Here is a 13,977-nt window from a genome sequence, read left to right on the forward strand (position 1 = left end):
CAAGTTGCCTCATTATAGAAACAGGTAACTCAATTTCTAGCCAGCAAAAAATTAACATTGTGTACTGGTAGCTTCACGATGTTCTCCGTTATTGTATGCTGCTGCTTCGCTAGCCACACCAGATCACAGATACCATCCGTCGGTTCGAATGCAGCAGGAGCATGCATCAGGATCTCGCGCACTTGCTGTTGATCAAAACGGTGACAAGCATCATCCAGCGAGGCCAGCAAGGGGCGCAGTCGGGACCAGGGCAGCCAGCTCTCTTGTGCCACCATGATCCTGGGGTGTTCGGTTCCTCTGGCATCATCACCAATCAGTAACTCTTCGTAGAGCTTTTCGCCCGGCCGCAACCCCGTCACCTCTATGGCGATATCACCATCGGGACGCTGCTCATCACGCAGTGTCAGGCCGCTGAGGCGTATCATGCGCTTCGCCAGTTCCATGATCCGTACCGGTTGCCCCATATCGAGCACAAAGACGTCGCCCCCCTCCCCCATGGCGCCGGCCTGGATCACCAACTGGGCAGCCTCAGGTATCGTCATGAAGTAACGGATGATATCGGGGTGAGTCAGGGTGATAGGCCCCCCCTTATCTATCTGCTGTCTGAATAACGGCACCACTGAGCCGGAAGATCCAAGAACATTGCCAAAGCGCACCATACAAAAACGGGTGCTGTGCTTCTCGCGGGTCAAGGCTTGCAAGATCAATTCGGCCAGACGCTTGCTGGCACCCATGGTATTGGTTGGCCGCACGGCTTTATCGGTAGAGATCAGCACGAATGTTTCCACCCCTGCCTCAATGGCCGCCTGTGCCGCATAAAGAGTGCCGAATACGTTGTTACGTACTCCTTCAATGATATTGAACTCGACCAGCGGGACATGTTTGTAAGCCGCGGTATGGTAGACGGTCTGGATCCTGAAGCTCTGCATCACCGTTTTTAGACGATGCTGGCGCTGTACTGAACCCAGTAACGGCACCAGATCCGTTTCGATTTCTTCACGCTGACACTGCTCCCGCAGGTTCTTGTGCAGGACATAGAGGGCGTATTCGGATAGTTCGAACAGTACCAGAGTGGATGGACGGCACCGCAAGATTTGGCGACAGAGCTCAGAACCAATAGAGCCACCGGCACCTGTCACCATGACCGCTTTGCCCTTGATATTGGCTTCCATCAAGGTGGTCACAGGCTCTACCGGATCTCTGCCCAACAGATCGTCGATGGAGACCTCATTGAGCTGATCTATGCGGGCAGAGCCATTAACCAGATCAGCCATTCCCGGGATAGAGAGCACTTCGCAAGAGAGGGGCTCAAGTGCATTAATCACCTCCTGACGACGAGCCCTGGTGCTGCTCGGCATAGCCAGCAAGATCTTCTGCACCCCATGGTGGTCAATCAGAGTTGGCAGCTGAGCACTGTGATAAACGGTACAACCCTGGATCACGCATCCCTGTTTGGCGGGATCGTCATCAATAAAGGCGACGGGATAAAACTCATTACCTTGCAACAAGGCCATTTGCAGTTGTCGACCCGAAGAGCCCGCGCCATAGATCAACACCTGGGTACGAGCCAAACGGGTGGTATTAAGGAGCGCCCGGAAAAACAGCCGCACACCGCCAACCAGTAACACCAAAAAGGAGAGATAGATAACCGAGACCGTTCTCGGCAGAAAGATATCAAAGTAAAACGCAGAGAGAACAAAGAAACAGGTTGAAAGAAATGCCCCTAGCGAGATTGTCCATAGTACCCGAAAGCTGACATATCGCAGCACTGCGCGATAAAGCCCCAGCCTTACAAACAAACTGATGCTGACAATGATAATTGCGCCAAGCAGTGCCCAGTGATGCGGGCTATCGATTGGCCAGTTGTGTTCAAGCCGGATCCAGTACGCCCCCCAATAGGTCATGGTGATCAAGAGCATATCAACGGCGACAGAGATGACACGCTTGCTGGCTCGTGACAGGGAGCCCAGGCAAGTCAGTAGCCAGCTCCCACCGGGTAAAAGCTCATTTCTCATTCTGGTACTCCTGCATTCAGGTGATACGCAAGAAAAGCTAACGGCAAGTAGGCAATGACCAGACCGCTCACACCATCGAGCTGGCCCAATACAATCATGACAGCGATCGGCGCAAGCCAGAGGCTATTTATAAGAAGCACAGCCAAGGTCACGTTTCGATGGCTCTGCCAACGCCTCGCCAGATATTGATAGCCATGAGTACGATGCGCCTCGCTCAGACGACATTTCAGACGATAGCGATTCAGTAACGTCCAAGTCGCATCAACCACAAAGACTCCGAGCATGACGAGCCATGCCCACAGGAATTGAGGCGCAGAAGCGGCATCCAGCAGCATCAGGGAAGCCAGCATCAAGCCAAGAAATCCGCTGCCACCATCCCCCATAAAGATCATGGCGGGTGGAAAATTCCAGCACAAAAAGCCAGCCGCCGAAATCCCCAGTAGCAGGATCAAACTGGCAGACGACCACTCCCCCCCAACCAGATAGTGAAATAACGTCATGAACAGACAGACGACAACGGCTTCACCTGCCGCCAAGCCATCGATGCCATCCATAAAGTTGTAGAGATTGATAAACCAGATCACCCCCAGCCAGACCAGCAGGTAACCAAACCAGGCCAGGTCGAGCTGCCAACCAAAGAAGGTCAGCGCTGGCAAACCATTAACCGCAGAAACCACCAAAGCGGCCGCCATGCTCTGCACAATCAGGCGGGTTCGAGGCTTGAGAGAGATGTGGTCATCGATAAAACCAACCAATGCAATGCCCAGCGCCGCAGCCCATATCAATGCAAAGCTGCTCTGGGATATGCCGGCGGGCAGTGGGATTAGGGTAACAAACAACGGGGCTGCCAGCAGAAAGGTCGCCACGATAGCCATGCCACCGCCTCTCGGGGTAGGCACCTGATGCGAACTGCGATGATTGGGTTGGTCAAGCAAGCGGGTCTGGGCGTAGCGCCTGAGCAGGCCGGTCATGGTAATTGAAAGAAAAAGACAAAATATCGACAACAAAACAAATGCCAGCATCAAGACGACTCACTATGGATTGACGCCATCAGAGATAAGGTCTGAGAGAGCGAATAGGGTGCCGACCATTGTAATCGGCTCTGAGCCTTGCGGGTATTCATTTCCAGAGAGCCATAAATCCGTTGTAGCTTGGCATCAATCCCCAAACAGCGTCCAAGCCCTCTTATTACTCCTGGTGGGAGATAAAAGAGCCGACAGCTAACTCCTTCTGCTTCTGCAATCGCCGCCAACAACTGAGACGTCGACACTGCGACAGGATCTGCGACTAAAAAGACCTGGTTCACTGCGGCAGGGTGCTCCATCGCATGGGCAATGAAGTCACACAAATTAGGTAACGCCAACAGGCTACGCGCATTGGTCAAACGGGCAAAGGGTAGCGGGACCCCTTTGCGCACCCACGTCATCATGCTGGCAAAGTTAGCCTTCACCCCTTCCCCGTAAATAAGAGGAGGACGGATGATGGTTACAGCCATACCACACTCTTTCGCGAGTGCCATCAGCCCCTGTTCCGCCTCATACTTCGAGCGTCCATAGGGATCTTCTGGCGGACTTTGCACATTCTCATCAAATGGCTTGCCTGGCTCGGTCTGCTCGCCATTCACTTTGATCGAGCTGATAAAGATGAAGCGCTTCACCCCAGCCTCAGCCGCTTGTCGAGCAAGCGTTAGGGTGCCCTCTGTATTCACCGCTCGAAATGCTGCCAGGGGATCTGTCGCGGTATCCGACATCACGTGCACCCTGGCAGCACAGTGAACAACCACATCCACCTGTTGCAATTGGGCTGTCCAGTTGGCATCCGCAGTCAGAGAGGGAGCATGAAGATGGTAAGAAGCCAGCGGGTGACTTCGCACCGCTCCTTTAACATTCGCCCCCAGAGCCAGCAAGTGTTCACAGACCGCCTTGCCTACAAATCCGTTGGCACCTGTGACAAGAATTCTAGGTATGGACATACAGTTTGAGATAGGCATTTCAAGATGAATAATAATTTGAGATAACCTTTTCATATAACGTCATATATTTATCAATCATGACGTCGGCAGTAAAGTTATGTTCAAATCTAGCCTTTGCATTTTTCCCCATACGCTCAGCTTCATCTTGATCATCCCATAACTTTTTCATTGCAGATGAGAGAGCCTCACTATTTGCTGGCTCAACTGCCAAGCCGGTTTCACCATGCAGATTTATATATGTAGTGCCTGTACCAATTTCGCAAGTAATCATTGGCTTACCATACATTGATGCCTCTAACAAAGTCATACCAAACGCTTCAGAACGCAGATGAGATGGAAATACCACAGCGTAACATAACTCCAGTAAAATATTCTTTTCAGCGTCACTTACTGGACCAACAAACAACGTATTTTTTAATCCTAACTTATCCGCCTGAGACTTCAACTCCTTTTCACATGGGCCTTCACCAATTATTATCAAAGGATAATCAAGTCCACGCATAGCATCAAGGACAAATGACAACCCCTTATAATATCGTAAAAATCCGATAAAAAGAAAAAAACGCCCTTTTATTTTATCATTCCATTTATTCGATAACGATAGTTCTGCATAACTTGGAGATACCTTTTCCAGACCGAATGGTATCACCTCAACATCCTTTTTTAGGCTAGAGAGAACAGGGCTGGTCTTGACATAATTGGGTGAAGAAGCGACCACAGCATCAACTTTATTTAGAAAAGACATCATCAATGGCTTATAAAGTTGTAGCAGGTATTTTTGTTTGACAATGTCAGAATGGTAACTGACCACCGTCGGCTTTTTAGGATTAACCCAAAAATGAACAAGATCCATATAGGGCCACGGAAAATGATAATGAATAATATCAGCTTTCTCAGCCAGTCGCCTGAATTCGACAATCGCAGACCATGAAAAACCAGTCGAAGCTATATAAAAATCTTCTTTTGCAGCATGCACACTATGATTAGCGATGTTAAAATTTCGACCAGCATTCTCAGCACTTAAACATAATACATCAACCTCATGCCCTCTTTTTACTGCACCTTCCGCAAGCTGATATATGACTTGTTGCACACCACCGTAAGCATCTGGATAATATGTTTTAAAAAAATGAAGAATTTTCATTATCTTCCAAGCCCTTATCTAAAAAATAGTTCTTTGTGTATTGATGAACATCTGGTGATGCAAGAAGGTCTACTATATCAAACCATTTATACTTTGAATGCTGAGCAACAGAGAATGAATTTATATCATGGTCTAGTTCTATTGAATACGCTAAAACAACATAGTGAGTTGGAGTCATAACGTCATAAAAAGAATCTTTATAAAAATGCTCGTAGACTCCAATAAATTTAGCTTTCGAACTCTGTAACGTCACACCAAGCTCATTCTCAGCAACTCTTTTAAAGGCATCTAATATAGCTTCTCCCTTTTTTATCCTGCCCCCCAAAACAAACCAATGATCGGCTGCAGGTCTATTTCTTCTGAGACCGAGAAGATATCGCCCTGAACTATCTGAAATCACCAGATCAATCGAGATTAAGGGGGTGCTTTTTATTGTTTTTAAAAAATCATCATCCGTAAGATGCATATCTCGCCCCAAGATGTTATTTATATTTCTTTGCTGGCACACCCACATAAATTCCGGGCTGATCTATAGTGTTTACAACACACGCACCGGCACCAACAGTAATCTCGTCGCGAACAGTAATATTGTTGATTATAGTCGCGCCAGCACCTATAAAACATAACTTCCCAATATTAACTGAACCTGCCACTGTACTGTTGACCGATACATGCGTAAATTCATCAACACAGACGTCATGTTCAATTATTGCACCTGAATTGATAATGCATCCCTCACCAATTTTAACTGAAGGACCAATGTGCCCATGATGACCGACGAATGTTCCTTTACCTATGATAGAGTTAATACCAATCGTGGCTGTGGCAGAAATCAAGGTGGCAACTTGCCACCCCATTTTCCCCAATATCTCTAACTGTAACTTTCTTTTATGATTATCACCTACTGCAGAAAAAAAAATCCACTCATCGGGAGAGATTACATCCCATGAAGGAAAGACTGGATAACCCAAAATACTCTCGCCAGGTTTTGCATTATCATCAATAAAGCATAACGTTGAAAATCCTAACGATAATGCTATATCAGCCACACTTCTTGCATGTCCACCACATCCTAAAATGGCCAACTTCTTTGAATCTGCCACATTATTTCTCCAAGCAACTAATACGCTCAAGTATATCGATATGCTCATTTACAACATCAGACCATGTACGCATTGATAACTGATCGTATATCTGCAACTGTTTTCGTAGTAAGATGTCCTTATAGTGGAGTGCCCATTCTATTCTCTTAGCCATATCTCTCCAATCATATGGATCAAAAAATGTCATTTCCTGTAACTCAGGGTCAGTAAGAATTTCTTCAGTTACAGGAATACGAGCCATAACAACTGGTGTATTAACAGATAACGCCTCAGTAAATGTAAATGGACACCCACCTTCACTTAGACTTGGATTAACTGCCAAACTTGCCAATTTATAACAAGCTGCGAGCTCTTGCATTGTTAGTCCATGCAAAAATAAAATTTCGTGTTGCAGATTGTGACTAATAACAAATTCTTTTACTTCAGGCATAACACTAACACTGCCGGTAACGATCAGTTTGTGCTGAACGAATTTTTTTCGTAAAAGATACTCATACGCTTTGAATAAACTTATTATGTTTTTATTTGGCCTGATCTGGCTAGCATAAAAAACAAACTCTACATCTTTATTTTTAAATATTGAAACATAATTCTGCTCATTCGATTTGCGAATAGCGGACATGAGTAACGACTTGGCATAATGGGTAGTTGCCTCTTCATTATCTGGTAGACCAGTAATATTAATGAAGCTATCAACTTTATTAGCGGCGTGATGTACTACAGACACCTTGTCCATTAATACTTGATAGCCATCAATAAGTGTATTCCATTTTACCACTTCACTATAAGTTACAAAGTGATCCCCTGTTCTGATAGCCTCTTCTAACAATTTAAACGTCGATAGAGTTCTATCACCACCAATTTGAGAAAAGGCCACGGGAAACTCTCGTAAAACAACATCAGGTACACACATTAATCGAGGGGCATCGATCTTGTTAAACTCAGGCCAATAGGCTGTTGGACAATACCATGCAGATATATCATGCATACTATCGATTAATGCGCTTATACGCTTCCCTTCCACCAACTCCATGTTACGGTAGAGACGCAATACAAATCCATCATCTTTAGGCGAGTAAATCATTTTCATGAAACGGCCTATGTACTTGGAAAACCTGCCCAGCACAATTAATTTCAATCTACGAATAAAAAAGAACGCCAATAAAAAAGGAAACGAAAAAATAAAAAATAATGGGAAAATGATTAAAGCCAGCAGAAATAACAAACACCCTTCAATGCCTAAAAGGATCAGATCCAATTTTGTGTATGCATTTAACAAACGCTTTTCCACATAATGGAAAATATTTTCCTTCAGGCTAGCAACCAACTCCAGTAAAAACGATTTGAGTGTTTTTCTTTTTTGTCTTTTCGTTTTACGGTTAATGTACCAATGGTAAAGATCCAGTAAAAGTGGTCTTTTATCTGGCGAGCGAATCGAAAAACTGTCATGTGGTACATTCTCACTATCAAAAAGGTCATATAGATCTTTCGTAGACCAACTAGGACAAACCAAGGTAAACTTTACATCATCACGTGCTGCAGCACCTTTAAGAAAGGCAGCCAAGTAACGACCAAGTCCCTCCTTTCGTAAATCAACAGATGGGGCATAGCAAAGATAAATTCCAAATTTTCTCACAGACATTCGCGTATTACCCCCCAATAATGCTTAGCCAGATTTTGCACTCGTTGTTCTTTCAGTATATCTTTACTAGGCAAATTTTTTCGAAGATGCAAAGCTTGCTCTTCTATATATTTTAGCTGCCAAGCCATTTGCTCCGGCGAGTTTGCATCAGACCATGTTAAATTAAGTGAAAACTGTCTATCTATTTCACGCATTGCCGGATAATCAGAGGAGAGTGCAGGTATATTCAGATAGGCAGCCTCAATAACCGAAAAAGTACCATTATCAATGCGCGCAGGATGCCATATAAATGCTGCTTTTTTTAGTGCTTTTTTATATTCTAAATCGGATAACTCACCACATAATTTTATCTTACGTTTCAACGACTTACTATTATCAACAGTTCTCACAAACTCGCTCAAATATGAAAGTTTACTTTCCATTATACTCTGAGTATTAACTCCAGTAATAAAGCATGTAAGAGAACCGGCTAGCTGATTATAATAAATTTCTAATGCTTTGACAGCATTGAGATGATTCTTATGTGGACTGAGATTAGTTGTCCAAATGAAATAATCGCCAACATCTTTTTGCTGCTCATCTGAAAACGAAAAGTCAGGTGCCAACATAGGTAACCTAGCAATTCTGTCAGACTCAATACCAGCATATTGTTGCGCATCTCGGCAAGTAAACTCAGTAGTAACCAAGACTCGCTCAGCTTGTGTTGCTGCTTTCAAGTAGGGATGATCAGCACCTCCTTGCAAAATTGAAACATATCGCTGCAAATAATCGTATACCATCAATACTATCGGTCTTACTGGAAGCAGCGTTTTGTCCAGCCTGTCGGAAACGAAAACCCAAATATCACAATCATAGAAATTACTGATGCTGTCATTGGGCACCATATATGATTCATCTACGGCACACCAGCCATCATGACCAGCATACTGCATAGCACGTGTAGCATCATCTTTAGAAAGATGTTGCCAATAGAAGCTTCTCCTTTGAATTTTTGGATTTAAATCCCGCAATTCATTAGCATGCTCTAATTCATCAATTGTTGGATGCGCAAAAACGACCTCACATTCTTCATTAGCCTGTTGACTACCAAGTAATATGGCATCAGCTAAAAGCTTAGCGCCTCGCAGACTCCCCCCTCGATACTCAATCGGAACAATTACACCAATTCGCTTTTTTCTAGTGATATATGTAGGGCGAGCTTTCTGCTGAAGGCGATGCTCTTTTAATCCATCAACGACAAGGCTAAAGTTTCTTTTCCATATTGAAGCACAATACTCTGGCATCATTTGCTCAAGAAGCACATGCTGTGTTTTTCTAATATCATTGATTAACTGTTCATCGCCATTTAAAATTTTTCTAATCTTAGCCTTAGCCTCTGCAATTGTTTCACATCTGCCAGGTAAATCCCCGCCACCCATCAAATCCAGCATTCCCCCAGCCATATATATTAATGGCATACCAGCTTGTATAGCTTCAAAGGGATGATAATGTATATGATTTAGTTCAGTGGAATGATAAAACATAACGCTGCATTGTTGCATGTTATCAGAGTGCTCTTCTTTAGATACAAAGCCGAGTACTTTCTTATCATTAACAGCTATTGGCTGCGCACCACCAATGATATAATCAAACTCTTTAAAATCACGAACAAAGGATTCATAAATACTTTTAAAGTATGGAGATGTTCCTATTCTAGGACAGACAAATAGTATCGTCTTTCTTTTTCCAGTCCAATTATCAGGTTGATATTTACCTTTTAAACCAACAGGCAAATAGCATGAGCGCTTTGCTAAATATGGCATTTCTACATCGGAAATATGCTCATAGCCACAACCAAACCAGAATCTTTTCCCCATCGATTTAATCGTTGATACTACATTATCTCCACACTCACTTCTTAGTAAAGAAGAATAATTGTATCCTTTAGATAATCCAAATACACGAAGAATGACGGCACCATTAAAATTTTTAATGGTTGACTTAATTTGCTTTGGGAAGAAGCCAATTATCGCATAATCAAAATATTTATTGACAATATCCCAAGCGTTTTTACTGGGCGACTCATACCAATTTTGTTCATTTAAAATATCAAGTTCATGCCTAGGGATAGTCAATTTATCGTCAAAATCGAATGTAATACTTGCCGATAAATTTCCCTCATCATATGGAAACTTTTTTGGAAGATATATTTCTTCAATACCAAACTCTATTAGCTGAGGTATTTCAAAGTTTCTTAATGTTGAATGGTTAAGCAGCCACAACACTCGATTTTTCATGCTAAATCCAGATTATTGACTCGTTTATAGGCAATGATCGCATCATCAATGGGGCCATCAAAAATGTATTCACCATGATGAAATACAATCCCTCTTGAACAAATATTTTTCAATGCGCTGAAATCATGTGATGCTAAAACTAGTATTTCAGCATTCTCAATCAAACTCATTATTCTGCTTTTAGCCTTTGCCATAAACTGAGCATCACCAGCACCAATCACTTCATCTAGGAGCAAAATATCGCCACCAACTGCTGTGGATATAGCAAATGCTAGTCTTACCTGCATGCCTGCAGAGTAAGTTTTAATTGGATAATCAATAAACTCACCCAAACCAGCAAACTCAACGATCTCATTTTCTTTCTCTTTCATAAAAGTCGGAGAGAGGCCAAGCAGAAGACCACGATAGAGAATATTCTCTCGGCCTGTTGCATCAGGTTCAAAACCTAGACTCAAATCAAAAAGAGAACGAACTTGCCCTTCAACAATTAATTTACCACTAGATATAGGATAGAGACCTGCCACCGTTTTAAGAAATGTACTTTTTCCTGCACCATTATGCCCTAAGAGCCCGACCCTCTCTCCATTATTTATTTCTAGCGTAATATTTTTTAATGCATGAATATCAGAGACAGAACGCTCTGCTTTTCCTTTTTTAAAAGCAGCAGAGAAAAGAGACTTTAGTGACCGCTCTTTGTAAGCTACTGATGCATAATGAAGGTTAACATTCTCAAGTTTAATTTTATTCTTTTTCATAGGTAGAAGATCACTTTTTTCTCTGCATTTCGGCCAATCAGCCACGCAAGCAAAAATAGGAAAGCAGCAGTTATCAGACTAAATGTATAGTTCTCCAGACTCGGCCACTCACCTTTTAGTAGTGGTGCTCTTATAATTTGCAATACATGATACACAGGATTGTAATCGACTAGCCAATCCAATCCGCCAGAACGGAACATACGTTCTTCGAAATATACCGGAGAGATAAACCATATCGCTTGCATGACTAATCCCATCGCATGTGGTACATCTCTAAATCTAACCCCGATATAGGCTAGTAATGTTGATAATGGCCATGCAATAAGTGCCAATATTGGGAAAACAGTTAAGGTGGCTAGCCAGGTTATATTTATATTTTGTGGCAATACAACTATTGACCAAGCAAATAGAGCCAAACTGGCAAGTGCAAGTACTATAATGCTGCTCAAGACAGTTCGTAATGTATATATTGCTAATGGATGCTTGCATTGTTTAATGTAGGCATCTGCTTGCACAAACGCAAGTGAACCACCAATGGTATTGGCTACTACAAAATCCCAGACTATAATTCCTGACAAAATATAGGGTGCATACGTCACTATGTCCGTATTAAACATTTTACTAAAAACTATAGATATTAATAATGTCATACCTAAAGGTTGAATAAATGACCATAATACACCGAAAAAAGACCGCCGCCAACGAGAGCGTAGATCCGATAAAGCGAGATGCTGCCAAAAATATCTAGCATCCCAAATACCCCTAACATAATAAAGACTCATAAAACTCCCACCAACTTAAAATAACCCTTCACCAACGAAAGATGAAGGGTTATTTATTTAATATTACTTATTTAAATAAAAATCAGAAATTAAGTTGCAGATATAATCAACATCTTTTTCCAATAATTCAGGGTAGCTTGGTAGATTCATTCCTCTTGAGCTGATATTTTCAGCAACAGGAAATTTATGTTCCGTAAATACATGTGGCATCGTATTAGCTAAAGGAAACAATGGCCTTGTCTCAACATCATGACTCTTTAGAACAGTTCTGAGCAAGTCTCTATCTTGTGCATTCTCGACTAGGATCGAGCACATCCAAAATGAATGCCTGGTATTCTCAATCTCTTTGTGGAATGTTATCGGCAAATGGTTTAATCGACGCTGATACCAACTGGCAATCTCTCTTTTTTTTGCAATTATCTCGTCTGCTTGCTCTAATTGTGCCAGGCCAATCGCAGCACATATATTTGTCATGCGATAATTAAATGCCAACGCATCATGCCAATACTCTTTAACCTTCGAAACACCTTGGCTCTTCAAGTGGCATGCCAAGTCATGGACATTTTTATCCTTTGAAACAACCATGCCACCTTCGCCGGTAGTTATTGTCTTATTTCCAAAGAAACTGAATGTTGCCACATCACCAAATGTACCAACATGCTTATTCTTATAAAGAGTACCGAACGCCTCCGCACAGTCTTCTATCAAAAACAAGTCATGTTTCTTACAAACATCGACTAACGCATCCATATCACATGGTAAACCATAAAGATGCACAGCCATGACAGCCTTGGTCTTTGTTGTGATTTTTGCTATTACATCATTGACATCGATGTTCCATGTATCTGGTAGCGAGTCAACATAGACTGCTTTTGCACCGGTCTGAATGATTGTATTCACTGAGGCAATATATGTGAATGAAGGAACAATAACCTCATCACCAGGACCAATACCTAAAGCAGCCAACGCCAAATGAAGTGCTACAGTACCATTACTCACTGTTGTACAATTTTCTGCACCAATATACTTTGAAAATGCAGATTCAAATCTGTTAATAAACTCACCTTTTGAAGAGATCCATGTTGAATCAAGGCATTCATTAACATATTTTTTTTCATTACCAGATAATCTTGGTTGATATACTGGAATCATAGTCACTCCACACTGACATTAACATCAAAGCCATGAGATTTCAGCAAGGCATGCTGGCGAGCTTGCTGCAAATCATATGCAACCATCTCACTTACCATTTCTGCGAGTGTCGTTTCCGGCTCCCAACCCAGCTTATTTTTTGCATTAGATGGGTCACCAAGAAGAGTCTCTACCTCGGCCGGTCTGAAATAACGTGGATCAACACATACGATAATATCATCGACCTTCAATGCCGGCGCCTTATCTCCATAAATCGCCGAAACGACAGCTTTTTCCTCGACGCCGCTTCCAACAAAGTTCAATTCAATACCTAACTCAGCAGCGGCCATTTTTATAAATTCACGGACACTATATTGCACTCCAGTTGCAATGACAAAGTCCTCTGGCTGCTCTTGTTGCAACATCATCCATTGCATCTTGACATAGTCTCTTGCATGTCCCCAATCACGCAATGAGTCCATGTTTCCCATATACAGGCACTTTTCGAGGCCTTGAGCAATATTTGACAAACCTCGAGTAATTTTTCTAGTGACAAATGTTTCTCCACGACGGGGTGACTCATGATTAAACAAAATACCATTACAAGCATACATACCATATGCCTCACGATAATTCACCGTAATCCAGTACGCATACATTTTTGCAACAGCATAAGGGCTGCGCGGATAAAAAGGTGTTGTCTCTCGCTGCGGAATTTCTTGCACGAGGCCGTATAGTTCGGATGTCGATGCCTGATAAAAACGAGTTTTTTTTGTCAGTCCCAAGAAACGAATAGCTTCCAATAAGCGTAAAGTACCTATCGCATCAACATCCGCAGTATATTCTGGGGAATCAAAACTAACAGCGACATGAGATTGAGCACCAAGATTATAAACTTCATCTGGTTGAACTTCGGCTATAATTCTCGTTAGATTTGATGAATCCGTTAAGTCACCATAATGTAGTTTAAAATCAACGTTCTCTTCATGAGGGTCTTTATAAATGTGGTCTACACGTTGTGTATTAAACTGAGATGCACGGCGCTTAATACCATGGACTTCATACCCCTTCTCTAATAGAAACTCAGCCAGATATGAACCATCCTGACCAGTCACCCCAGTAATTAACGCTACTTTCTTGGACATTTTCAGTACTCT

General features: G+C 42.6%; 12 protein-coding genes. All 12 read right to left on the reverse strand.

From position 1 onward, the window contains the following. Positions 1 to 29 precede the first annotated feature (29 nt). Positions 30 to 2,015 (reverse strand): nucleoside-diphosphate sugar epimerase/dehydratase, encoded by a 1,986-nt coding sequence (locus tag G5287_RS01695; protein ID WP_227340924.1) that lies wholly within the window; start codon positions 2,013 to 2,015, stop codon positions 30 to 32. Beyond that, the gene (locus tag G5287_RS01700) at positions 2,012 to 3,037 is read right to left on the reverse strand and encodes an MraY family glycosyltransferase (RefSeq protein WP_421230684.1); all 1,026 of its coding nucleotides are present in this window, start codon (positions 3,035 to 3,037) and stop codon (positions 2,012 to 2,014) included. Before G5287_RS01700 ends, G5287_RS01695 begins: the two co-directional genes overlap by 4 nt. After that, on the reverse strand, positions 3,037 to 3,987 hold the full coding sequence (locus G5287_RS01705; RefSeq protein WP_323912972.1) for an SDR family oxidoreductase: 951 nt from the start codon (positions 3,985 to 3,987) through the stop codon (positions 3,037 to 3,039). The genes G5287_RS01700 and G5287_RS01705 overlap by 1 nt, the downstream gene beginning before the upstream one ends. A gap of 19 nt (positions 3,988 to 4,006) precedes the next feature. Next, positions 4,007 to 5,131, reverse strand: coding sequence for a glycosyltransferase family 4 protein (locus tag G5287_RS01710; RefSeq protein ID WP_421208013.1), 1,125 nt, complete (start codon positions 5,129 to 5,131; stop codon positions 4,007 to 4,009). Further along, a complete protein-coding gene (locus G5287_RS01715; protein WP_227340928.1) occupies positions 5,109 to 5,597 on the reverse strand; it encodes a GDP-mannose mannosyl hydrolase in 489 nt (162 codons plus the stop codon). Before G5287_RS01715 ends, G5287_RS01710 begins: the two co-directional genes overlap by 23 nt. A 16-nt stretch (positions 5,598 to 5,613) precedes the next feature. Further along, entirely contained in the window at positions 5,614 to 6,264 is a 651-nt protein-coding gene (locus G5287_RS01720; RefSeq protein WP_421230685.1) for an acetyltransferase, read from the reverse strand. Beyond that, positions 6,236 to 7,876, reverse strand: a complete 1,641-nt coding sequence (locus tag G5287_RS01725) for a glycosyltransferase (protein WP_421230686.1) — start codon at positions 7,874 to 7,876, stop codon at positions 6,236 to 6,238. The genes G5287_RS01720 and G5287_RS01725 overlap by 29 nt, the downstream gene beginning before the upstream one ends. Beyond that, complete coding sequence (locus tag G5287_RS01730) at positions 7,867 to 10,152, reverse strand: glycosyltransferase (RefSeq protein ID WP_216954292.1); 2,286 nt, start codon at positions 10,150 to 10,152, stop codon at positions 7,867 to 7,869. Before G5287_RS01730 ends, G5287_RS01725 begins: the two co-directional genes overlap by 10 nt. After that, entirely contained in the window at positions 10,149 to 10,907 is a 759-nt protein-coding gene (locus G5287_RS01735; protein WP_108539993.1) for an ABC transporter ATP-binding protein, read from the reverse strand. Before G5287_RS01735 ends, G5287_RS01730 begins: the two co-directional genes overlap by 4 nt. Next, positions 10,904 to 11,689: an ABC transporter permease gene (locus G5287_RS01740; RefSeq protein ID WP_108539995.1), complete on the reverse strand. Its 786-nt coding sequence runs from the start codon at positions 11,687 to 11,689 to the stop codon at positions 10,904 to 10,906. The genes G5287_RS01735 and G5287_RS01740 overlap by 4 nt, the downstream gene beginning before the upstream one ends. A 63-nt stretch (positions 11,690 to 11,752) precedes the next feature. Beyond that, entirely contained in the window at positions 11,753 to 12,841 is a 1,089-nt protein-coding gene (locus tag G5287_RS01745) for a DegT/DnrJ/EryC1/StrS aminotransferase family protein (protein WP_321537277.1), read from the reverse strand. Positions 12,842 to 12,843: 2 nt separating this feature from the next. Then, positions 12,844 to 13,965, reverse strand: a complete 1,122-nt coding sequence (gene gmd / locus G5287_RS01750) for a GDP-mannose 4,6-dehydratase (RefSeq protein WP_227340932.1) — start codon at positions 13,963 to 13,965, stop codon at positions 12,844 to 12,846. Between the last annotated feature and the right edge of the window lie 12 nt (positions 13,966 to 13,977).

Origin of the sequence: Aeromonas sp. 603079 (assembly GCF_049172135.1) — a bacterium.
Classification (GTDB): Bacteria; Pseudomonadota; Gammaproteobacteria; order Enterobacterales; family Aeromonadaceae; genus Aeromonas; species Aeromonas veronii.

Coding starts and splice junctions, on each gene's coding strand:
- G5287_RS01715 (WP_227340928.1), bottom strand. CDS start 5,597: ATGCATCTTACGGATGATGATTTTTTAAAAACAATAAAAAGCACCCCC.
- G5287_RS01700 (WP_421230684.1), bottom strand. CDS start 3,037: ATGCTGGCATTTGTTTTGTTGTCGATATTTTGTCTTTTTCTTTCAATT.
- G5287_RS01735 (WP_108539993.1), bottom strand. CDS start 10,907: ATGAAAAAGAATAAAATTAAACTTGAGAATGTTAACCTTCATTATGCA.
- G5287_RS01725 (WP_421230686.1), bottom strand. CDS start 7,876: ATGTCTGTGAGAAAATTTGGAATTTATCTTTGCTATGCCCCATCTGTT.
- G5287_RS01695 (WP_227340924.1), bottom strand. CDS start 2,015: ATGAGAAATGAGCTTTTACCCGGTGGGAGCTGGCTACTGACTTGCCTG.
- G5287_RS01710 (WP_421208013.1), bottom strand. CDS start 5,131: ATGAAAATTCTTCATTTTTTTAAAACATATTATCCAGATGCTTACGGT.
- G5287_RS01705 (WP_323912972.1), bottom strand. CDS start 3,987: ATGTCCATACCTAGAATTCTTGTCACAGGTGCCAACGGATTTGTAGGC.
- G5287_RS01740 (WP_108539995.1), bottom strand. CDS start 11,689: ATGAGTCTTTATTATGTTAGGGGTATTTGGGATGCTAGATATTTTTGG.
- G5287_RS01745 (WP_321537277.1), bottom strand. CDS start 12,841: ATGATTCCAGTATATCAACCAAGATTATCTGGTAATGAAAAAAAATAT.
- G5287_RS01730 (WP_216954292.1), bottom strand. CDS start 10,152: ATGAAAAATCGAGTGTTGTGGCTGCTTAACCATTCAACATTAAGAAAC.
- gmd (WP_227340932.1), bottom strand. CDS start 13,965: ATGTCCAAGAAAGTAGCGTTAATTACTGGGGTGACTGGTCAGGATGGT.